The sequence below is a fragment of the Pseudomonas sp. D8002 genome (assembly GCF_013385695.1).
Taxonomy (GTDB): domain Bacteria; phylum Pseudomonadota; class Gammaproteobacteria; order Pseudomonadales; family Pseudomonadaceae; genus Aquipseudomonas.
On sequence record NZ_JACAPM010000024.1, the window covers coordinates 39280 to 61466 of the forward strand.

The 22187-nt window shown below is 60.0% G+C and carries 19 protein-coding genes and 1 tRNA gene; 14 read left to right on the forward strand and 6 right to left on the reverse strand.

The window, feature by feature from the left end:
- Positions 1-60: 60 nt before the first annotated feature.
- From apaG to HX807_RS13070, 7 genes are all read left to right on the forward strand, one after another.
- Entirely contained in the window at positions 61-441 is a 381-nt protein-coding gene (gene apaG / locus HX807_RS13040) for a Co2+/Mg2+ efflux protein ApaG (protein ID WP_003210996.1), read from the forward strand.
- A complete protein-coding gene (locus HX807_RS13045; RefSeq protein WP_177050171.1) occupies positions 441-1292 on the forward strand; it encodes a symmetrical bis(5'-nucleosyl)-tetraphosphatase in 852 nt (283 codons plus the stop codon). Before apaG ends, HX807_RS13045 begins: the two co-directional genes overlap by 1 nt.
- 33 nt (positions 1293-1325) lie before the next feature.
- On the forward strand, positions 1326-1655 hold the full coding sequence (glpE, locus tag HX807_RS13050; protein ID WP_008434417.1) for a thiosulfate sulfurtransferase GlpE: 330 nt from the start codon (positions 1326-1328) through the stop codon (positions 1653-1655).
- 285 nt (positions 1656-1940) lie between these two features.
- Positions 1941-3863 carry a PrkA family serine protein kinase gene (locus HX807_RS13055; RefSeq protein ID WP_003210999.1) on the forward strand — a complete coding sequence of 641 codons (1923 nt, stop codon included), beginning with the start codon at positions 1941-1943 and terminating at the stop codon, positions 3861-3863.
- A gap of 126 nt (positions 3864-3989) precedes the next feature.
- On the forward strand, positions 3990-5261 hold the full coding sequence (locus HX807_RS13060) for a YeaH/YhbH family protein (protein WP_003211000.1): 1272 nt from the start codon (positions 3990-3992) through the stop codon (positions 5259-5261).
- Positions 5258-6820 (forward strand): SpoVR family protein, encoded by a 1563-nt coding sequence (locus HX807_RS13065; RefSeq protein WP_003211001.1) that lies wholly within the window; start codon positions 5258-5260, stop codon positions 6818-6820. The genes HX807_RS13060 and HX807_RS13065 overlap by 4 nt, the downstream gene beginning before the upstream one ends.
- A gap of 63 nt (positions 6821-6883) precedes the next feature.
- A complete protein-coding gene (locus HX807_RS13070) occupies positions 6884-8119 on the forward strand; it encodes a multifunctional CCA addition/repair protein (RefSeq protein ID WP_008434412.1) in 1236 nt (411 codons plus the stop codon).
- Here the strand turns inward: HX807_RS13070 and folK are convergent.
- The gene (gene folK, locus HX807_RS13075; RefSeq protein WP_102370018.1) at positions 8089-8607 is read right to left on the reverse strand and encodes a 2-amino-4-hydroxy-6-hydroxymethyldihydropteridine diphosphokinase; all 519 of its coding nucleotides are present in this window, start codon (positions 8605-8607) and stop codon (positions 8089-8091) included. The two genes, HX807_RS13070 and folK, sit on opposite strands and share 31 nt — an antisense overlap.
- Positions 8598-8951: a dihydroneopterin aldolase gene (folB, locus tag HX807_RS13080; RefSeq protein ID WP_003211007.1), complete on the reverse strand. Its 354-nt coding sequence runs from the start codon at positions 8949-8951 to the stop codon at positions 8598-8600. The genes folK and folB overlap by 10 nt, the downstream gene beginning before the upstream one ends.
- Before the next feature lie 74 nt (positions 8952-9025).
- Between folB and plsY the strand changes: the two genes are divergently transcribed.
- Positions 9026-9595: a glycerol-3-phosphate 1-O-acyltransferase PlsY gene (gene plsY / locus HX807_RS13085; RefSeq protein WP_003211009.1), complete on the forward strand. Its 570-nt coding sequence runs from the start codon at positions 9026-9028 to the stop codon at positions 9593-9595.
- Between the two features lie 33 nt (positions 9596-9628).
- Here plsY and tsaD read toward each other — a convergent pair whose 3' ends face one another.
- Positions 9629-10654: a tRNA (adenosine(37)-N6)-threonylcarbamoyltransferase complex transferase subunit TsaD gene (gene tsaD, locus HX807_RS13090; RefSeq protein ID WP_087694726.1), complete on the reverse strand. Its 1026-nt coding sequence runs from the start codon at positions 10652-10654 to the stop codon at positions 9629-9631.
- A gap of 203 nt (positions 10655-10857) precedes the next feature.
- On the opposite strand from tsaD, the gene rpsU reads away from it, so the two are divergent.
- The 6 genes from rpsU (at position 10858) to HX807_RS13120 (ending at position 20014) form a co-directional block, all read left to right on the forward strand.
- Positions 10858-11073 (forward strand): 30S ribosomal protein S21, encoded by a 216-nt coding sequence (rpsU, locus tag HX807_RS13095; protein WP_002551877.1) that lies wholly within the window; start codon positions 10858-10860, stop codon positions 11071-11073.
- A 445-nt stretch (positions 11074-11518) separates the two neighbouring features.
- Positions 11519-13480, forward strand: coding sequence for a DNA primase (gene dnaG, locus HX807_RS13100; protein WP_003211012.1), 1962 nt, complete (start codon positions 11519-11521; stop codon positions 13478-13480).
- A gap of 67 nt (positions 13481-13547) precedes the next feature.
- Entirely contained in the window at positions 13548-15398 is a 1851-nt protein-coding gene (gene rpoD / locus HX807_RS13105; RefSeq protein ID WP_003211014.1) for an RNA polymerase sigma factor RpoD, read from the forward strand.
- Between the two features lie 120 nt (positions 15399-15518).
- Positions 15519-19262: a bifunctional diguanylate cyclase/phosphodiesterase gene (locus tag HX807_RS13110; RefSeq protein WP_177008800.1), complete on the forward strand. Its 3744-nt coding sequence runs from the start codon at positions 15519-15521 to the stop codon at positions 19260-19262.
- Positions 19263-19277: 15 nt separating this feature from the next.
- Positions 19278-19354: transfer RNA gene (locus tag HX807_RS13115), tRNA-Ile, on the forward strand.
- Between the two features lie 147 nt (positions 19355-19501).
- Positions 19502-20014, forward strand: coding sequence for a hypothetical protein (locus tag HX807_RS13120; RefSeq protein WP_177050173.1), 513 nt, complete (start codon positions 19502-19504; stop codon positions 20012-20014).
- Between the two features lie 89 nt (positions 20015-20103).
- Here HX807_RS13120 and HX807_RS13125 read toward each other — a convergent pair whose 3' ends face one another.
- From HX807_RS13125 to HX807_RS13135, 3 genes are all read right to left on the reverse strand, one after another.
- Positions 20104-20505, reverse strand: coding sequence for a type II toxin-antitoxin system HicB family antitoxin (locus HX807_RS13125; protein ID WP_003211020.1), 402 nt, complete (start codon positions 20503-20505; stop codon positions 20104-20106).
- 55 nt (positions 20506-20560) lie between these two features.
- On the reverse strand, positions 20561-20743 hold the full coding sequence (locus HX807_RS13130) for a type II toxin-antitoxin system HicA family toxin (protein ID WP_003211022.1): 183 nt from the start codon (positions 20741-20743) through the stop codon (positions 20561-20563).
- A 185-nt stretch (positions 20744-20928) separates the two neighbouring features.
- Positions 20929-22182, reverse strand: coding sequence for an amidase (locus HX807_RS13135; protein ID WP_177050175.1), 1254 nt, complete (start codon positions 22180-22182; stop codon positions 20929-20931).
- Positions 22183-22187 lie beyond the last annotated feature (5 nt).

The following is a 22187-nucleotide window of genomic DNA, read 5'->3' on the forward strand; positions in this document are numbered from 1 at the left end:
ACTTGGCCTAGACTGACCGGCATCCGCTGTTCCCCCGCTTTTGCTTTTAAGGCCTCTTGCATGTCCGATCCTCGTTATCAGATCGACGTCAGCGTCGTCACCCGCTTTCTGGCGGAACAATCGCAACCCGAGCAGAACCGCTTTGCGTTCGCCTACACCATTACCGTGCAAAACAACGGCGAGCTGCCTGCCAAGCTGCTGTCGCGCCACTGGGTCATCACCGACGGTGACGGCCAGGTCGAGGAAGTACGCGGCGCCGGCGTGGTCGGCCAACAACCGCTGATCGCCCCAGGCAAGAGCCACACCTACAGCAGCGGCACTGTCATGACCTCCCGCGTCGGCAACATGCAAGGCAGCTACCAGATGCTCGCCGACGACGGCAAACACTTCGACGCCATCATCGCCCCGTTCCGCCTCGCGGTGCCTGGAGCCCTGCACTGATGGCGACGTATGCCGTCGGCGACCTGCAAGGCTGCCTGGAACCGCTCGAGTGCCTGCTCGAGCGTGTGGCCTTTGACCCGGCCAAGGATCGCCTGTGGCTGGTGGGCGACCTGGTCAACCGTGGCCCGCAATCCCTGGAAACCCTGCGCTTCCTTTATGGCATGCGCGACTCCCTGGTGTGCGTACTGGGCAACCATGACCTGCACTTGCTGGCCGCCGGCAATAACATCGAGCGTCTGAAAAAGGGCGATACCCTGCGGGAAATCCTCGAAGCGCCGGATCGCACCGAGCTGCTTGACTGGCTGCGCCGGCAAAAACTCATGCACTACGACGAGAGCCGCGACACCGCCTTGGTGCATGCCGGCATTCCACCCCAGTGGACGCTGAAGAAAGCCCTCAAGTGCGCGAGTGAAGTCGAAGCAGCCCTGGCCGATGACAACCTGTACACCGCTTACCTGGATGGCATGTACGGCAACGAACCCGTTAAGTGGGACAACGAACTGACCGGCGTCGCGCGGCTGCGGGTGATCACCAACTACTTCACCCGCATGCGTTTCTGCACCGCCGAAGGCAAGCTGGACCTCAAGAGCAAGGAAGGCGCCGACACCGCCCTCCCCGGCTACAAGCCCTGGTTCGCCCACAAGGAGCGCAAGACCCGTGAAACGAAGATCATCTTCGGCCACTGGGCAGCCCTGGAAGGCAAGTGTGATGAACCTGGCGTGTTCGCCCTCGACACCGGCTGCGTATGGGGCGGCGCCATGACCCTGATGAACATCGACACCGGCGAGCGCTCGAGCTGCCAGTGCGACTCCCCCGTTCCCGAACAACTGCAGGCCGCGGCAAAGCGCTGAGCCGCGCTTTCACACAGGCCAAAGGAGCCCGCCATGACTGAATTCAAACGTATCCCTCCCGAGCAAGCCCAGGCCCTGCGCGAGCAAGGCGCGGTGGTTGTAGACATCCGCGACCAGCCGACCTACAACGCCGCCCACATCAGTGGTGCCCAGCACCTGGACAACCACAACATCGCCGACTTCATCCGCGCCGCCGATCTCGACGCGCCGGTCATCGTGGCGTGCTACCACGGCAACTCCAGCCAAAGCGCCGCCGCCTACCTGGTGAGCCAGGGCTTCTCCGACGTCTATAGCCTCGACGGTGGCTTTGAGCTATGGCGTGCGACCTATCCTGCAGAAATTGCCGCAGGCGACGCGCAATAATTTTTTTCAAACCCCGCTATCCCGCGTGACGCTTGGCCTCGCGCCGTTTCTGACGAACGGCGCGGCCAAACTAATTTCGTATCGCGCCTTGACCTCCCGGATTCCGAACTATCCTTAAGCGCAGGCCATCCAAAACAGGGGAGAGCCGGTACACCGGCGTGCGGGTCATCGGTAGCGTTTCAGGGTGTTCTGGGGGGAAAACGGCCATTGGTGTCCACCAATGACTGCCAGCATCGACTGATTGATCCGGCGTCGGCTCCACGTATCGAGCGAGGTGACGACGTCATGAGTATTTTTAGCCACTTCCAACAACGCTTCGAGTCCACCCGCCAGGAAGAGCTCTCGCTTCAGGAGTATCTCGAACTGTGCAAAAAGGACCGCAGCGCCTACGCGTCTGCCGCTGAACGCCTGCTGTTGGCGATCGGCGAGCCGGAGTTGGTGGACACCGCAGCCAATTCGCGACTGTCGCGAATTTTCTCGAACAAGGTGATCCGTCGCTATCCGGCCTTTGAAGACTTCCATGGCATGGAAGAATGCATTGACCAGATCGTCTCGTATTTCCGCCATGCCGCCCAAGGCCTGGAAGAGAAGAAACAGATCCTCTACCTGCTCGGCCCCGTCGGCGGCGGTAAGTCGTCCCTGGCCGAGAAGCTCAAACAACTGATCGAGAAGGTGCCGTTCTACGCCATCAAGGGCTCGCCGGTGTTCGAGTCGCCCCTGGGGCTGTTCAACGCCACGGAAGATGGCGCGATCCTCGAAGAAGACTTCGGTATTCCACGGCGCTACCTCAATACCATCATGTCGCCGTGGGCGACCAAGCGCCTGGCCGAATTCGGCGGCGACATCAGCCAGTTCCGGGTGGTGAAGCTCTATCCATCGATCCTCAACCAGATCGCCGTGGCCAAGACCGAACCCGGTGACGAGAACAACCAGGACATCTCGGCGCTGGTGGGCAAGGTCGATATCCGCAAACTCGAAGAATTCCCGCAGAACGACGCCGATGCCTACAGCTACTCGGGCGCACTGTGCCGGGCCAACCAGGGCCTGATGGAGTTCGTGGAGATGTTCAAGGCACCGATCAAGGTGCTGCACCCACTGCTTACCGCCACCCAGGAAGGTAACTACAACAGCACCGAAGGCCTGGGGGCGATTCCATTCACCGGGATCCTGCTGGCCCACTCCAACGAATCGGAATGGCACACCTTCCGCAACAACAAGAACAACGAAGCCTTCATCGACCGGATCTACATCGTCAAGGTGCCGTACTGCCTGCGGGTCAGCGATGAAATCAAGATCTACGACAAGCTGCTGTTCAACAGCTCCCTGGCCAAGGCCCATTGCGCGCCTGACACCCTGAAGATGCTGGCCCAGTTCACCGTGTTGTCTCGCCTCAAGGAGCCGGAAAACTCCAACATCTACTCGAAGATGCGGGTGTATGACGGCGAAAACCTCAAGGACACCGATCCGAAGGCCAAGTCGATCCAGGAATACCGCGACACCGCCGGCGTGGATGAGGGCATGAACGGCCTGTCGACACGTTTTGCGTTCAAGATCCTGTCCAAGGTCTTCAACTTCGACCCGCACGAAATCGCCGCCAACCCGGTGCACCTGCTCTACGTGCTGGAACAGCAGATCGAACAGGAACAATTCCAGGCTGAAACCCGCGAGCGCTATCTGCGCTTCCTCAAGGAATACCTGGCACCGCGCTACATCGAGTTCATCGGCAAGGAAATCCAGACCGCGTACCTGGAGTCCTACAGCGAATACGGCCAGAACATCTTCGACCGCTATGTACTGTACGCAGACTTCTGGATCCAGGACCAGGAATACCGCGACCCGGAAACCGGCGAGATTCTCAACCGCGTAGCCCTCAACGAGGAACTGGAAAAGATCGAAAAACCCGCCGGCATCAGCAATCCGAAGGATTTCCGCAACGAAATCGTCAACTTCGTGCTGCGCGCCCGGGCCAACAACAACGGCAAGAACCCTACCTGGCTCAGCTACGAGAAGCTGCGGGTGGTCATCGAGAAGAAAATGTTCTCCAACACCGAGGATCTGCTGCCGGTCATCAGCTTCAACGCCAAGGCCAGCAAGGAGGATCAGCAAAAACACAACGACTTCGTCACTCGCATGGTCGAGCGTGGCTACACCGACAAACAGGTACGACTGCTCTCCGAGTGGTACTTGCGGGTCCGCAAATCGCAGTAAGGCAGCGACAAGCGTGCAATGCCAGGCTCCCGGTGCGCCGGTCAGCCTGGCAATCGACCGCTTGTCTTTAAGCTTCCAGCTTGCCGCTTGAAGCTTGTAACTTGAAGCTGCCCGGAGGGCTCCTGCATGAGCTATGTGATCGACCGACGTCTCAATGGCAAGAACAAGAGCACGGTAAACCGCCAGCGGTTCCTGCGGCGTTACCGTGACCACATCAAAAAGGCCGTCGAAGAGGCCGTCAGCCGCCGTTCCATCACCGATATGGAGCATGGCGAACAGATCAGCATCCCCGGACGCGACATCGATGAACCGGTGCTGCACCACGGCCGGGGCGGCAAACAGACCGTCGTGCATCCCGGCAACAAGGAATTCACCAGCGGCGAACATATCCAGCGGCCCCAGGGCGGCGCGGGCGGCAAAGGCCCGGGCAAGGCCGGTAACTCCGGCGAAGGCATGGATGAGTTCGTGTTCCAGATCACCCAGGAAGAGTTCCTGGAGTTCATGTTCGAAGACCTGGAACTGCCCAACCTGGTCAAACGCAACCTGACCGGTACCGACACCTTCAAGACCGTGCGTGCCGGGATCAGCAATGAAGGCAACCCGTCACGGATCAACATCATCCGCACCCTGCGCTCGGCCCATGCGCGACGTATCGCCTTGTCTGGCAGCAGCCGGGCAAAACTGCGGGATGCCAAGGCGGAACTGGAACGCCTGAAACGCGAAGAGCCGGATAACTTCGGCGATATCCAGGAAATTGAAGCCGAAATCGCCAAACTCAGCGCGCGAATCCATCGCGTGCCGTTTCTCGACACCTTCGACCTGAAGTACAACCTGCTGGTCAAGCAACCCAATCCCAGTTCCAAGGCGGTGATGTTCTGCCTGATGGACGTGTCCGGCTCCATGACCCAGGCGACCAAGGACATCGCCAAGCGCTTCTTCATCCTGCTGTACCTGTTTCTCAAGCGTAACTACGACAAGATCGATGTGGTGTTCATCCGCCATCACACCAGCGCCAGGGAAGTCGACGAAGAAGAGTTCTTCTACTCGCGGGAAACCGGCGGCACCATTGTTTCCAGCGCCTTGAAGCTGATGCAGGAAATCATGGCTGAACGCTATCCGGCCAACGAGTGGAACATCTACGCCGCCCAGGCCTCCGACGGCGACAACTGGAACGACGACTCACCGATCTGCCGCGATATCCTGATCAACCAGATCATGCCGTTCGTGCAGTACTACACCTACGTCGAAATCACCCCGCGCGAGCATCAGGCGCTGTGGTTCGAATACGAGCGCATCAGCGAAGCCTTCGCTGACACCTTCGCCCAGCAACAATTGGTCTCGGCCGGTGATATCTATCCGGTCTTCCGTGAACTCTTCCAGCGCAGGTTAGTGACATGACCGCCAAAGAGCATAAGCGCCAACCCATATCCACGGGGTCCGAATGGACCTTCGAACTCATCCAGGCCTATGACCGGGAAATCAGCCGCATCGCGGCGGGTTATGCCCTGGATACCTACCCCAACCAGATCGAAGTGATCACCGCCGAACAGATGATGGATGCCTATGCGTCCGTGGGCATGCCCCTGGGCTATCACCACTGGTCCTACGGCAAACACTTCCTCAGCACTGAAAAGTCCTACACCCGCGGCCAGATGGGCCTGGCCTACGAAATCGTCATCAACTCCGACCCGTGCATCGCCTACCTGATGGAAGAAAACACCATCTGCATGCAGGCGCTGGTGGTGGCCCACGCGTGCTACGGGCATAACAGCTTCTTCAAGGGTAACTACCTGTTCCGCACCTGGACCGATGCCAGCTCGATCATCGATTACCTGGTATTTGCCAAGCAGTACATCATGCAGTGCGAGGAGCGCCACGGCATCGACGCGGTGGAAGACCTGCTGGACTCCTGCCATGCCCTGATGAACTACGGCGTCGACCGCTACAAACGCCCGTATCCGATTTCCGCCGAAGAAGAACGGCTGCGCCAGAAGGACCGTGAAGAGCATCTGCAAAAACAGATCAACGACCTGTGGCGCACCATTCCCAAACGCGCCGGCAAGAATAACGACAAGGACAATGCGCGCTTCCCCGCCGAACCTCAGGAAAACATCCTGTATTTCATCGAAAAGCACGCACCATTGCTGGAGCCCTGGCAGCGGGAAATCGTGCGGATCGTGCGCAAGATTGCCCAGTATTTCTACCCACAACGCCAGACCCAGGTGATGAACGAAGGCTGGGCCACGTTCTGGCACTACACCCTGATGAACGACCTGTATGACGAAGGCCTGGTCACCGACGGTTTCATGATGGAGTTTCTGACGTCCCACACCAGCGTGGTCTTCCAGCCGGGCTTCGACAGCCCCTACTACAGCGGTATCAACCCGTATGCATTGGGCTTTGCGATGTACCGCGATATCCGGCGCATGTGCGAGCACCCCACCGAAGAAGACCGCCGCTGGTTCCCGGAGATTGCCGGCAGCGATTGGCTGTCGACCATCAAGTTCGCCATGAGCAGCTTCAAGGATGAAAGCTTCATCCTGCAGTACCTGTCACCTCAGGTGATTCGAGACCTCAAGCTGTTCAGCATCATGGACGACGACCTCAAGGACGATCTGCTGGTGCCCGCCATTCATGACGAGCCGGGCTATCGCACCATCCGCGAAACCCTCGCGGCGCAGTACAACCTGGGCAACCGCGAACCCAATGTGCAGATCTACAGCATCGACGTACGCGGCGACCGCTCGCTGACCCTGCGCCACCAGCAGCACGACCGCAAACCGCTGGGAGAGTCCACTGAGGAGGTTCTCAAGCACCTGCACCGGCTGTGGGGGTTCGATATCCACCTGGAGACGCTGCAAGGCGACCAGGTCATGAAAACCCACCACGTTCCGCCCCGCAACGAACACGGCGATAACGATTACGGCCGCCTGGACCTGGCAGTCGTGCATCTGTGAAACGGCAAAGCCTCCATTGGCGGGCCGCAGGCGTTATCCTGTGCCGCTAATGGAGGCTTTTTCATGCAAATCTACAAAGTCGGTGGTGCGGTACGTGATCGCCTGCTGGGCATCCCCGTTACCGATATCGACCGTGTCGTAGTCGGCGCTACCACTGAAGAAATGCTCGCCCTGGGCTACAAGCCTGTGGGTTCGGACTTCCCGGTATTTCTTGACCCGAAAAATGGTGACGAGTACGCCCTCGCCCGCACGGAGCGCAAGAGCGGCCGGGGTTATGGCGGCTTTGTGTTTCACGCCAGCCCCGAAGTTACCCTGGAAGAAGACCTGATCCGCCGCGACCTGACCATCAACGCCATGGCCGAGGATGACGCGGGCAACCTGACCGACCCTTATCACGGCCAGCAGGATCTGGACGCACGCATTCTGCGTCACGTTTCCCCGGCGTTTGCCGAAGATCCACTGCGTGTCCTGCGCGTTGCACGCTTTGCCGCGCGCTATGCCGGCCTCGGCTTTACGGTAGCGCCCGAAACCCTGGAACTGATGCGCGAACTCAGCGCGTCGGGCGAACTGGAAGCCTTGACGCCCGAACGCAGCTGGAAGGAGATTTCCCGCGCATTGATGGAAAACCAGCCACAGGTGTTTATCCAGGTGCTGCGCGATTGCGGCGCCCTGAAAACCCTGATGCCGGAAATCGACGCACTGTTTGGCGTGCCGCAACCCGAGGCCCATCACCCCGAAATCGATACCGGCGTGCACACATTGAGCGTGCTGGAACAGGCAGCCATCCATGCCCAACCGTTGACCGTCCGCTGGGCCTGCCTGCTGCACGATCTGGGCAAGGGGCTCACGCCTGTGGATAAGTTGCCGCAGCACATCGCTCATGAGCAACGCGGCGTGAAGCTGATCAAGGCGATGAACGAACGCTTCAAGGTGCCAAGGGATTGCCAGGAGTTGGCGTTGCTGGTGGGCGAATATCACACCCATGGCCACCGCGCACTGGAGCTGAGGCCCTCGACATTGCTGGAGTTGCTGCAAAGCTTCGACGTTTACCGTCGCCCGCAACGCTTTGAAGAGTTTGTGGTGGCATGCGAGATGGACGCCCGCGGGCGCAAGGGCCTTGAGCAGAGAAGTTATCCACAAGCCGATTATTTGCGCGGTGCGGCGCTGGCGGCCAGAGGTGTGGCCGTCGCACCGCTACTGGAACAAGGCTACAAAGGTCCCGAACTGGGCGAAGCGCTGAAACGCGAACGGCTCAAGGCGCTAAAAGCCTACAAGAGCGAGTCCGGCGTCAACGGCTGATCCCGCCATTCGAACGCGACCGGCGCCAGTACCTGGTCAATGTGTGCATCCTCCCACAGCGCGGCAAATGACTTGCCCACCTCAGGATGCACACGCTGCGGCGCCATCAACGACAGCGGCCACAGCACAAACGCGTTTTTCAGGATTTCGGCCCGGGGCAGGATCAGGCCATCGAAGTTACCCACCAGCTCGCCATACAGCAGCACGTCGATGTCCAGCGGCAAGCCCTTGCGATCCGGGGCGTAGCGGCCATTGTCGGCCTCGATGAATTTCAGCCGGCGGTCCAGCTCCATCAACGGCAGGTCGGTATACGCCGACACCACCAGATTGAAGAATGGCCCGCTCTTTATGCCCACAGGCTGGCTTTCAAACACCGGCGAACAGCGCATCTGCGTCAGGAAACCCGCCAGCGCATCAAGGCCAGCGTGCAAATGGGCCTCACGCTCGATGTTACTGCCAAGACCAAGGTAAACCTGAGTTAGCGACATCCGCGCTCGATCTCCACGCCCACACCCTTGGCGGCCGGTACGGCGCCGGGCTTGGTCAGTTTGAGGTGCAGCCAGGGAATCTGGAACTCACTCATCAACACTTCAGCCAGGCGCTCGGCGAAGGTTTCCACCAGCTGGAATTGCGCCTGCTCGGCAAAGGCCTGGATCCGCGCGGACACGCTCGCGTAATCCAGCGCCAGGGTCAGGTCATCACCGGCAGCGGCCGGGCGGTTATCCCAGGCGAAGCTCAGGTCCAGACGCAGGCATTGCCGGATACCGCGCTCCCAGTCGTAGGCCCCGATCACGGTGTCGACTTCCAGGCCTTCGATAAACACTCTGTCCAAGCACTCTTCTCCGCTGCACGACAAGGGCGCGATGCCCCGTTAGAATCAGGGCGTCCTCGCCCGGAATAGTTAGCATGTTTTGGTTACTGGCGACTCTCGCCTACCTGCTCGGCTCGCTGTCCTTCGCCATTTTGCTCAGCCGCCTGACGGGAAATCCCGACCCGCGAATGAGTGGCTCAGGCAATGCCGGCGCCACCAATATGTTGCGCCTGGCCGGCAAGAAACTCGCCGTACTCACGCTGTTCGGCGACGTCTGCAAGGGCCTGCTGCCGGTGCTGATCGCCGATCTCGCCGGGCTCTCGCTGCAACAGCAAGCCTGGATCGGCGTCTGCGCGGTGCTCGGCCACCTGTTCCCGCTGTACTTTCGCTTTCGCGGCGGCAAAGGCGTTGCGACGGCGGCCGGCATGCTGCTGGGGATCTACCCACCGGCGGCGCTGCTGGCCATCCTGGCCTGGCTGCTGACGTTCTACCTGACACGCACCAGCTCGCTGGCCGCCCTCATCGCCACGCCCCTGACCCTGCCGTTGCTGGCGTGGCAGGAACCGGAGGCGCTGGTGCCGATGAGCGTGCTCACGCTGCTGATCGTCTGGCGCCACCGGGGCAATTTACGCGACCTGTTTGCCGGGCGCGAACGGCATTTTTAAATACGCCCGGTGAACCCGGCTCACGTTCGCCCGTTACAGCGGCGGCAACTGCTCCATCGGCCAGCGCGCCTGCACGCTGATTGCCAGGCTTTCATGCTGCCCGGCCTGCAAACGCTGGCAACCGGCATAGGCGATCATCGCACCGTTGTCGGTGCAGAATTCGGGACGCGCATAAAACACGTCGCCCTTCATGTCGCCGAGCATTTTCTCCAGGGAGCTGCGCAGCGCCTTGTTCGCGCTGACGCCGCCCGCGATCACCAGGCGCTTCATGCCCGCCTGCTTCAGGGCCCGCTTGCACTTGATGGTCAAAGTCTCCACCACGGCCTGCTGGAACGCCAGCGAGATGTCGCAACGGGCTTGCTCACTGTCGTCTCCGGCGCTGACGCTCTGCTGCCAGGTGTTCAGGGCAGAGGTTTTCAGGCCGCTGAAACTGAACATCAGGCCAGGGCGATCGCACATCGGGCGCGGGAAGGTATAGCGCCCCGGAACGCCTTTTTCTGCCAAGCGGGCGATTTCCGGGCCGCCCGGATAATTAAGGCCCATCATCTTCGCAGTCTTGTCGAAAGCTTCACCGGCAGCGTCGTCCAGGCTTTCGCCCAGCAGCGTGTATTGACCGATTCCGTCGACCTGAACCAGCTGCGTATGGCCGCCTGAAACCAACAAAGCGACGAACGGGAACGCTGGCGGGTTTTCTTCCAGCATCGGTGCCAGTAAATGGCCTTCCATGTGGTGCACACCAAGGGCCGGAATGCCCCAGGCAAATGCCAGCGCCTGGGCGCAAGAGGCCCCAACCAGCAGGGCTCCGACCAATCCGGGGCCTGCGGTATAGGCAATGGCGTCGATCTCGGTCGGCACGCAGCCGGCCTCGTCCAGCACCTGGCGAATCAATGGCAGCATGCGTTTGACATGATCACGGCTGGCCAGCTCCGGCACCACGCCGCCATAGGCGCGATGCAGGTCGATCTGACTGAACAGTGCGTCGGCCAAAAGCCCGCGTTCACTGTCGTAAAGTGCGACACCGGTTTCGTCGCACGAGGTTTCTAATCCCAGAACTAGCATGGGTTTGCGCCTTGTAGAGGCTGAATTCGAAGGCGCGCATAATAGTCGCCACTCCCCCTCCCGACTAGCGGTTTTCGATCAGAGGCTTTGCATTCCGGGCAATGAGGGGTTAACATCCGCAACCCTTAAAAACCGACGACCTCAGCCGCGAATTTTTTGCGACGAGAACGTTGATTCCCGGTAATGAAAGAAGGTAGCTCTGGATGCCAGCCGTCAAAGTAAAAGAGAACGAACCCTTCGACGTAGCTCTGCGTCGTTTCAAGCGCTCCTGCGAAAAAGCCGGTGTTCTGGCTGAAGTTCGTAGCCGCGAATTTTACGAGAAGCCAACTTCTGAGCGTAAGCGTAAAGCAGCAGCCGCTGTTAAGCGTCACGCCAAGAAAGTTCAGCGCGAGCAGCGCCGCGCCGTTCGTCTGTACTAATACACAGACGTTCGTAGCAAGCTTCTGCCAAGCCCGGCCCTCAGCCGGGCTGTTGGCATTTGCGGATATCGCTTGATGCTTCACCGTTGACGCCGCACACGCGACTGAAACGAACTGCTTCACACGTCAGGACTGGCTCTTTTGCCAGCGGTGCACGTCTCTTCTGACGAGCCTAACAAGGCTACTGACGAGCACACTTATTTTTTAACAGGCGATCAACAGGTCGGCTGCGCCCACCGATGAGCTTCCGAGGCCCCCACATGGCCAAGACCGGACTCCCGGGCAACATTTCTACGCCGGGCACTGATCGGAACTAACGTCAGTGAATGTTCGGCAGATACACTTCCTGACAGACCAAGCAGACGACAGTAGATCGAGCCGCACAACACGCGCGCCTTGAGCACTTTGCGGGCCCTCTTTTACACGCAGTGATGACGAGAACGCCATGGCCGGGCTAATTCCCCAGAGCTTTATTGACGACCTTCTGAACCGCACCGACATCGTCGATGTTGTCAGCTCGCGCCTGCAGATGAAAAAGGCCGGCAAGAACTACACCGCCTGCTGCCCGTTCCACAAGGAAAAGACTCCGTCGTTCAGCGTCAGCCCCGACAAGCAGTTCTACTACTGCTTCGGCTGCGGCGCTGGCGGCAACGCCCTCGGCTTCATCATGGACCACGACAACCTGGACTTCCCCCAGGCCGTCGAGGAACTGGCGAAAGCCGCCGGCATGGAAATCCCCCGCGAAGAAAGTGGCCGCCCGCACAAACCGCGGCAACCCACCGATTCGCCGCTGTACCCGCTGCTTACCGCTGCTGCCGACTTTTACCGCCAGGCACTGAAAAGCCACCCGCAGCGCAAAGCCGCCGTCGATTACCTCAAGGGCCGCGGCCTGACCGGTGAAATCGCCCGCGACTTCGGCCTCGGCTTCGCCCCGCCGGGCTGGGACAACCTGTACAAGCACCTGAGCAGCGACACCCTGCAGCAAAAAGCCATGATCGACGCCGGCCTGTTGGTGGAAAACGCCGAGACCGGCAAGCGTTATGACCGTTTCCGCGACCGCGTGATGTTCCCGATCCGCGACAGCCGCGGCCGCATCATCGCGTTCGGCGGCCGGGTGCTGGGGGACGACAAGCCCAAATACCTGAACTCACCGGAAACCCCGGTGTTTCATAAAGGCCAGGAACTCTACGGCCTGTTTGAGGCGCGCAAGAACAACCGCAACCTCGACGAAATCATCGTGGTTGAAGGCTATATGGACGTGATTGCCCTGGCCCAGCAAGGTTTGCGCAACGCCGTGGCGACCCTGGGCACCGCGACCAGCGAAGAGCACTTGAAGCGCCTGTTTCGCGTGGTGCCCAACGTACTGTTCTGCTTCGACGGCGACCAGGCCGGCCGCAACGCAGCGTGGCGTGCCCTTGAGTCGACCCTGTCGAGCCTGCAGGACGGGCGGCGCGCACGCTTCCTGTTCCTGCCCGAAGGTGAAGACCCGGACACCCTGGTCCGCTCCGAAGGCACCGACGCGTTCCGCGCGCGCATCAACCAACACGCACAACCGCTGGCCGATTACTTTTTCCAGCAACTGACCGAAGAGTCCGACCCGCGCTCCCTCGAAGGCAAGGCCCACATGGTCACCCTCGCGGCCCCGCTAATCGACAAGGTTCCGGGCGCCAACCTGCGCACCCTGATGCGCCAGCGCCTGCTGGAAATCACCGGCTTGAGTGGCGAGGCCGTCAGCCAGCTGGCCCGCAGCGCGCCGCAAGAGGCGCCGCCGGCCTACGACCCGGGCATGGATTACGACGCCATGCCGGACTACTCCGACTTCCACCAACCGCAGGAGGCCTACACGCCCCAGCAGGAGTGGACACCGAAGAAACCCGGCGCCGGCGGCAAGAAATGGGACAAGAAACCCTGGGACAAAAACGGCAAACGTGGCGGTGACCGTGACGAACCGCGCGGCCCACGCGTCCCAGCAGCAGTAGAGCCGCCCACCATGGCAGCCCTGCGTACACTTTTGCACCACCCGCAACTGGCACAAAAAGTCGAGGATGCGGGGCACTTTGCGGCCGAAGACCACACCAATACGCAACTGTTGGTGGCCCTGCTCGAAGCCGTACAGAAGAATCCTAAGCTAAACTCATTCCAGCTGATTGCACGCTGGCACGGCACCGAACAGGGCCGTTTGCTGAAGGCATTGGCAGAAAAGGAATGGCTGATTGATGGCGATAACCTTGAACAACAGTTTTTCGACACCATTACTAGCTTGGTAGCTCGTCAACGCGAGCGAAACCTGGAACAACTTCTTCGAAAAGCGCGTCAGAGTGAATTGACCGCCGAAGAGAAAAATCAACTGCGCGACCTTTTAAGTCGCAATGTTTCCGCATCAAACCCGACCTCAGCTGGCGTGTGAGGTCATAGCTCGGGTATAATCCTCGGCTTGTTTTTTGCCCGCCAAGACCTTCAGTGGATAGGGTGTTATGTCCGGAAAAGCGCAACAGCAGTCTCGTATCAAAGAGTTGATCACCCTTGGTCGTGAGCAGAAGTATCTGACTTACGCAGAGGTCAACGACCACCTGCCTGAGGATATTTCAGATCCAGAGCAGGTGGAAGACATCATCCGCATGATTAATGACATGGGGATCCCCGTACACGAGAGTGCTCCGGATGCGGACGCCCTTATGTTGGCCGACGCCGATACCGACGAGGCAGCCGCTGAAGAAGCAGCCGCCGCGTTGGCAGCGGTCGAGACCGACATCGGTCGCACGACTGACCCTGTGCGCATGTATATGCGCGAAATGGGTACGGTAGAGCTGCTGACACGTGAAGGCGAAATCGAAATCGCCAAGCGTATCGAAGAGGGCATCCGTGAAGTGATGGGCGCAATCGCGCACTTCCCAGGCACGGTTGACCACATTCTCTCCGAGTACACTCGCGTCACCACCGAAGGTGGCCGCCTGTCCGACGTCCTGAGCGGTTATATCGACCCGGACGACGGCATTGCGCCACCTGCGGCTGAAATTCCGCCACCGATCGATGCCAAGGCTGCGAAAGCAGACGACGACACCGACGACGACGAAGCTGAAGCCAGCACTGATGACGAAGAAGAAGTCGAAAGCGGTCCGGATCCGATCATCGCAGCCCAGCGCTTTGGCGCGGTCTCCGATCAGATGGAACTGGCTCGCAAGGCCCTGAAGAAGCACGGTCGCGGCAGCAAGCAGGCAACTGCTGAATTGCTGGCCCTGGCTGAACTCTTCATGCCGATCAAACTGGTACCGAAGCAATTCGAAGGCCTGGTTGAGCGAGTTCGTAGCGCCCTTGAGCGTCTGCGTGCACAAGAGCGTGCGATCATGCAGCTCTGTGTCCGTGATGCGCGCATGCCGCGTGCCGACTTCCTGCGCCAGTTCCCGGGCAACGAAGTCGACGAAAGCTGGACCGACGCACTGGCCAAAGGCAAAAGCAAATACGCTGAAGCCATTGGTCGCTTCCAGGCCGACATCGTTCGTTGCCAGCAGAAGCTGACTGCATTGCAGACTGAAACCGGTCTGACGATTGCCGAGATCAAGGACATCAACCGTCGCATGTCGATCGGTGAGGCCAAGGCCCGCCGCGCGAAGAAAGAGATGGTTGAAGCGAACTTGCGTCTGGTGATCTCCATCGCCAAGAAGTACACCAACCGTGGCCTGCAATTCCTCGATCTGATCCAGGAAGGCAACATCGGCTTGATGAAAGCGGTGGACAAGTTCGAATACCGTCGCGGCTACAAGTTCTCGACTTATGCCACTTGGTGGATCCGTCAGGCGATCACTCGCTCGATCGCCGACCAGGCCCGCACCATCCGTATTCCGGTGCACATGATCGAGACGATCAACAAGCTCAACCGTATTTCCCGGCAGATGTTGCAGGAAATGGGTCGCGAACCGACCCCGGAAGAGTTGGGCGAACGCATGGAAATGCCTGAGGATAAAATCCGCAAGGTATTGAAGATCGCTAAAGAGCCGATCTCCATGGAAACCCCGATCGGTGATGACGAAGACTCCCATCTGGGTGACTTCATCGAAGACTCGACCATGCAGTCGCCAATCGATGTTGCTACCGTTGAGAGCCTGAAAGAAGCGACTCGCGACGTACTGTCCGGCCTCACTGCCCGTGAAGCCAAGGTACTGCGCATGCGCTTCGGCATCGACATGAATACCGACCACACCCTTGAGGAGGTTGGTAAGCAGTTCGACGTTACCCGTGAGCGGATTCGTCAGATCGAAGCCAAGGCGCTGCGCAAGCTGCGCCACCCGACGAGAAGCGAGCATTTGCGCTCCTTCCTCGACGAGTGATCACAAAAACCCCGGCCCAGGCCGGGGTTTTTGCTTCTGCAGATTAAATCCTCGCTGCCTCCCCTCCCCCGCAATGCCCGTCTACACTCGAAACATTCCCCGTGCCATAACGAGACCGTTATGCCCAGATTGCCGACCGTGTTACTGCTGTCGCTGCTGACCTGGACCGCAACGGCTGGCGCGTTGACTCTCACCGATGAAGAGCGTGGCTGGCTGGCGGACCACCAAGAGTTGCGCCTGGGCGTCGACGCCTCTTGGCCACCCTTTGAATACCGCGATGAAGACGGTCGCTACCAGGGCCTGGCCGCTGATTATGTGCGGCTGATGCAGGATCGCCTTGGCGTCAGGATAAAACTGATCGAGCCGGTGAACTGGAGCGCCGTGCTGGAACAGGCCCGCAACAACCAGCTCGACCTGCTGCCGGGCATCATGTCCACACCGGAACGCCAGGGTTTCCTGTCGTTTACCCGGCCTTATCTCGACTTCCCCATCGTCATCCTCGCCCACGAAGGCGGCCCGCAACCACGCAGCCTCAAAGACCTGTACGGGTTGAAGGTGGCCGTGGTGGAAAACTACGCGCCCCATGAACTGCTGCGCACTCACCACCCGGACCTCAACCTGGTGGCCATGCCCAATGTCAGCGCTACGCTGCAGGCCCTGGCCACCGACAAGGTCGACGCCGTAGTGGGCGATCTGGCGTCCAGCGTGTGGAGCCTGCGTCAACTCAAGCTGGAAGGCCTGTACATCAGCGGCGAAACGCCTTACCGCTATCAGTTGGCCATGGGCGTACCCAAGGACGACAAGATGCTGGTGGGCATCCTCGATAAAGTCCTGGCCGACATCAGCCCGTCTGAGACCGAGGCCATCCAGCAGCGCTGGGTCGGCAACGTCATCGACCACCGCACGCTCTGGACGGACGTGCTGCTCTACGGGTTGCCTGCCGTGCTGTTGCTGAGCATCGTGCTGGCCGTGGTTATTCGGATCAATCGTCGGCTCAGCTCGGAAATTTCCCGCCGGGTCGCCCTCGAACAGGAACTGCGCAGCAGCGAATACCACTATCGCGGCCTGGTGGAGAGCCTTTCCGCGATCGCCTGGGAAGCCAGCATCAGCGATTTCACCTACAGCTACGTGTCGCCCCACGCCGAGGAACTGCTGGGTTACCCCCGTGCCCACTGGCTGATCCCGGGCTTCTGGCGCAACATCATCCACCCCGCGGACCTGACCCGCACCGAATCCTATTGCTACGCCGAAACCCGGGCCAACCGCGACCACAGTGTCGACTATCGGGTGATCACCGCCGATGGCCGCTGCCTGTGGGTGCGGGACATCGTCAGCCTGATCGAACACGGCCACGAACCCGTGCTGCGCGGCCTGATGATCGACATCAGCGAAGCCAAGCGCACCGAGGAAGCGTTGCAGCTTTCGGAACAGAAATTCGCCTCTGTGTTCCAGCAATGCCCGGACATCCTGGTCATCGCCCGCCTGTCGGACGGCTGCCTGATGGAGGTCAATAAGGCATTCGAAGACCAGATCGGCCTGAGCGCCGAAGCAGTCGTAGGAAAAACCGCCACTGAACTGAATATCTGGGGCATCCAGGGCGTAGGCCCCGGCCTGCTGCAACGGGTACAGACCACCAGCATCCGCAACCTGGAAATGCCCTTCCTGCGCAGCAACGGCCAGGCCTTCACCGGACTGATCTCCGCCGAACCCTTTCAACTGGATACCACCGAAGCTCTGGTCGTGGTGGTGCGTGACATCACCCAGCTGAAAGAAACCCAGCAGCGACTGCAGACCTCCGAAGAGAAATTCGCCAAGGCCTTTCATGCCTCTCCCGACGGCCTGCTGTTGTCCCGCCAAAGCGACGGTTTGCTGATTGAGGTCAACGAAGGATTCAGTCGAATTACCGGCTTCAACAGCGTGATGTCGCTGGACCAGTCAACCCTGGACCTCGGGATCTGGGTCGACCTGAACGAACGCAAAGATATGCTGGAACGGCTGCAACGGGATGGATTTGTCCGCGACTTTGTCTGCCACATCCGCCGCAGCGACGGCGAAATTCGCCTATGTGAAGTCTCCAGCCGCCCGCTGCCCATCGGCGACGACGACTGCATGCTGACCATCGCCCGGGACATCACCGAACGCCAACTGATGCAGGAAAAACTGCAACAGGCCGCCACCGTGTTCGAGAGCACGGCCGAAGGCGTACTGATCACCGACACCCGGCAAAACATCAGCGCCGTGAACCGCGCCTTCAGCGAGATCACCGGCTACAGCGAAGCCGAGGCCCTTGGCCAAACCCCGCGCCTGCTTGCCTCGGGCCTGCACGACAGCGCCTTCTACGCGGCCATGTGGCACCAACTGACGGCCAACGGCCACTGGCAAGGCGAGATCTCCAACCGGCGCAAGAACGGCGAGCTGTACCCCAGCTGGCTGACCATCAGCGCCGTGCGCAACCGCGAGGAGTCGATCACCCACTTCGTCGCCGTGTTTGCCGACATCTCCAGCCTCAAGCACGCCCAGGCGCGCCTCGATTACCAGGCCCACCACGACCCGCTGACCGGCCTGCCCAACCGCACCCTGTTTGAAAGCCGCCTGCAAGCCGCCCTCAACAACCAACAGGAAACCGGCAGCCAGGGCGCCGTGCTGTTCCTCGACCTCGACCGCTTCAAACACATCAACGACAGCCTCGGCCACCCGATTGGCGACCTGCTGCTCAAGGACATCGCCGTTCGCCTCAAGGACCAACTGCGAGACGTCGACACCGTCGCGCGCCTGGGTGGCGACGAATTCATCATCCTGCTGCCCGGCCTGCAACAAGCCAGCGACGCCGAACACCTGGCCAATAAGCTGCTGGCCTGCTTCACCCCACCGTTCCAGGCGGGCGAGCATGAGTTCTTCATCAGCGCCAGCATCGGCACCAGCCTGTACCCACGGGACGGCAACGACGTCGCCACCCTGGTCAAAAACGCTGACGCCGCCATGTACCGCTCCAAGGCCAAAGGCCGCAACCGCGTCGAAAGCTACACCCAGGACCTCACCGCGCAAGCCAACGAGCGCGTGGCCCTGGAACACGAACTGCGCCGAGCGATCGAGCGCGACGAATTGTCTCTCTATTACCAGCCGAAACTCAGCCTCGACACCCAACAACTGATCGGCGCCGAAGCCCTGATTCGCTGGCGCCACCCCACCTTCGGCGAAGTGCCGCCCGAGCACTTCATTGCCCTGGCCGAAGAGAACGGCATGATCCTGCAGATTGGCGACTGGGTACTGGAGCAGGCCTGCCGACAGATGCACGACTGGCGAGAAATTTTTGATGACTTCGGCCCGCTGTCCGTCAACCTGGCGGGCGCGCAACTGCGCCACCCCAACCTGCTGGCGCGCATCGAGCAACTGCTGCGGGACAACCGCCTGGAGCCTGGCTGCCTGCAACTGGAGATCACCGAAAACTTCATCATGAGCCAGGCCGAAGAGGCGCTGGAGGTGCTGCACCAGCTCAAGCATCTGGGCGTGCAACTGGCCATTGATGACTTCGGCACCGGCTATTCGTCCCTCAGCTACCTGAAACGCCTGCCGCTGGACTTCCTGAAGATCGACCAATCCTTCGTCCGTGGCCTGCCCGACGACCCACACGATGCGGCGATCGTGCGCGCCATCATCGCCCTTGGGCACAGCATGCAATTCACCATCATTGCCGAGGGCGTAGAAACGCCGGCCCAGCAAGCGTTTCTGGCGGCTGAAGGTTGTGAGCAGATGCAGGGCTACATCGTCAGCCTGCCGCTGCCGCCGGACCTTTTCGCCGCTACGTTCCTTCGTATGAGCGTTTCGGACTTTTCGGATGGCACAGCGAAGAAACCATCGCTATAATCCGCGGCCTACTGAGGGCCTATAGCTCAGTTGGTTAGAGCAGGGGACTCATAATCCCTTGGTCGTAGGTTCGAGTCCTACTGGGCCCACCATCTTGAAAGCCGCGCATTGCGCGGCTTTGTCGTTTCTGGCGCGCGTGAGTCGTGCAGCAATGAAACATTAGTTAGTTGTCCCGAACGGCTACGGCACTGACCATGATTCCCAGTCAACGCCAATTCAGCACGAGGGAAACTTGTTCCATGCATCAGCAAAAACGCTCGCCGCGCAACGCAATCCACGGCCTGGGCATACGTGCCACAGCCGCCGTCGCAATCACCCTCGCAACCTTGAGCGGCGCACAAGCCGCCCCCGCCGCCACTGACTCCATCAAGGCATTCAAGCTCTGCACCGGCGCCGACAACAATTCGCACGTACTGGAAGGCACCATCGACCAGAGCATGCGCAATGACGTGACCGCCATTCACTTCAAGCAAACGGCGGCGCATTCCTCGTATAGCTGGCATAACGACCCGGAGCCACAGTACGTCATGACGCTGTCCGGCACCCTGGCGTTCGTGACACGCGGCGGTGAGAAGTTCACGTTGCATCCGGGTGAAGTACTGATCGCCGAAGACAACACCGGCACAGGGCATCGCTGGAATCTGGTGGACGATCAACCGTGGCGGCGAGGGTACGTGGTGCTGAAGCCGGGCGCGCCGGATTCATTTATCCCGAACGATGCTGCCGCTGCGAAGGTGTGCAAGGGGTCGTAGTCTCGCTGATCACACCTCCTCGAATAAAAGAAAGACTTACGCTTTGCGGCGTAAGCCTTTTTTGTACTGCGTGCTCTACCGGCCCGTTATCAAACGGAAAGTTCGCGCAAAGCCGCCGTCGCCAGGAACCCAGAGCGCGAGGCATAGCGATGGTCTTTTTGCACTCGCTCATCGATACGATTCAAAAGTTGCTCAGGCAGTGAGGCGTTGAACCTGACTGACTTGCCCAGGTAAGGAGTGAGATCAAAGTCGATCACCGCCCACACGCCACCCGCAAAGTCCGGATTCTCCAAATGGACGTCGACCTCTCTAGCCTGAGGAAGCCGCTCCTCATCAGCAACCAATCCCTCGAGGTGCAGCGCTAAAGCTTCGCGGACATTATCCAGAGCTTCGGAAAAGGTTGTGCCCGCAGAAAAGCAACCTGGCACGTCCGGGACGGTCACGCTGTAATCTGAATCAGCGTCTTTGTGTATCACCACTGGAAATTTCATTTTTCCTCCTTTGAATGAGCCGCAGCGGGATCATTCACCACATAACCTACGGTCATCACTTCAGGCCTGCTGATTTCAAAATGCTGTGCAAGGTCCCCTTGGCTATCTCTGATTTAGGATGAGGAACCGTCACCCGGCCGGGCTTGGTTGAGTGCTTGAATTGATGGTGACTGCCTTTCGCCGCCACCTCAAACCATCCATCCGCCATCAGCAAGTCAATTACCTCTCTGCTTCTCATCGCGCCCGCTCCACAGTGTGTATCTTACACACCGAAGGTATCCTGCAGCATCTTTTATACACACAGGACACACCAATGAAAAAAGCCCGCTCATTTCTGAACGGGCTCATGCGAAGAATATGATGACTACGCCTATCGCCGCTTCGCCAGCGAACTAATGTCAGTTTTTGTGCCTTGACTGACTCTCAGCTTACCAACGCATTAACAATGACTTGCGCCGTACCTAGCAACGGCGCATCCCCTCTAAACGCCCCAATTACCTGCAACCCCACCGGCAACTCCCCGTCACCACGCGCCACCGGCACATTCACCTGCGGCAACCCAAACGCGCCCCAGAACTTGATGAGGTCCGACGGCCCCGTGGTCTCCAACCCCACCGGCGCCAACATCCCGCAGGAAACACTCAACATCGCATCAAACGGCTGGCAGATTTGCGCAAGCTGCGGGGCCAGTTGTACCAAGCGGGCCTTGGCTGCCGACTCCTGCTCCCAACTCGTCGTCTGGGCGCGCTCGATCATGGCCAACGTCGAGTCGCTGAGTAGTTCGGGATGAGACTGAAACTCCTTGGCCAATGAGCGGGCACCTTCGCAATCGTTGATCAACTGGTGATCGTCGAATACTCCGTCGAACGCCTCGGGCAACACGACTTCACTGACAAGAGGCCCCAACCTGGCTATCGCTAGCTCAATAGCCTGGGCCACCACCGGCTGCACATCCGACCAGCGAGAAGTACGGCAGAAACCAAGCCGCAAAGGCCGACGATCGACCTCAACAGCCGGAAACCCTCGAATCAACACCCGCGCCACCCGCTCAAGATCACGCACCGAGCGCCCATACCAACCCACCGTATCGAAGCTCGGCGCCAGGGGTTTCACGCCTTCCAGCGAGACCAGTCCAAACGACGGTTTGAAGGCAAACAACCCGCAATAAGCCGCAGGCTTGAGCAACGACCCCGCCGTTTGGGTACCCAACGCCAACGGGAAAAAACCGGCCGCCATCCCCGCCGCGGAACCCGCGCTGGAGCTACCCGGAGTGCAGGACAAATCCAGCGGATTACGCGTCGGCCCGGTGTTCATGTAGGCAAATTCGGTGGTGTGGGTCTTGCCCATGATAATCGCGCCCGCCTGGCGTAGCAGCGTCACCACATGGGCATCCCGCGATGGACGATTACCCAGGTAAATCGGCGAATAGAATTCCGTTGGGTGGTCGGCGGTATCAAAGATGTCCTTGACCCCCACGGGCACGCCGGCGAGCAGACCGGCGCAGCCCTCAAGCCCACAGGCTTGCTTGCTCACCGCCTCAGCGTCGAAGGATACAAACGCCTGGATATCTGGTTCGTCGACACCTATGCGCGCAAGAAAGTGTTCAGCAACCAAAGCCGGCGTAATCGCCCCCGAACCCACCGCCTCGGCGATGCCCGTTGCATCCAGGCCATTCATCAAAG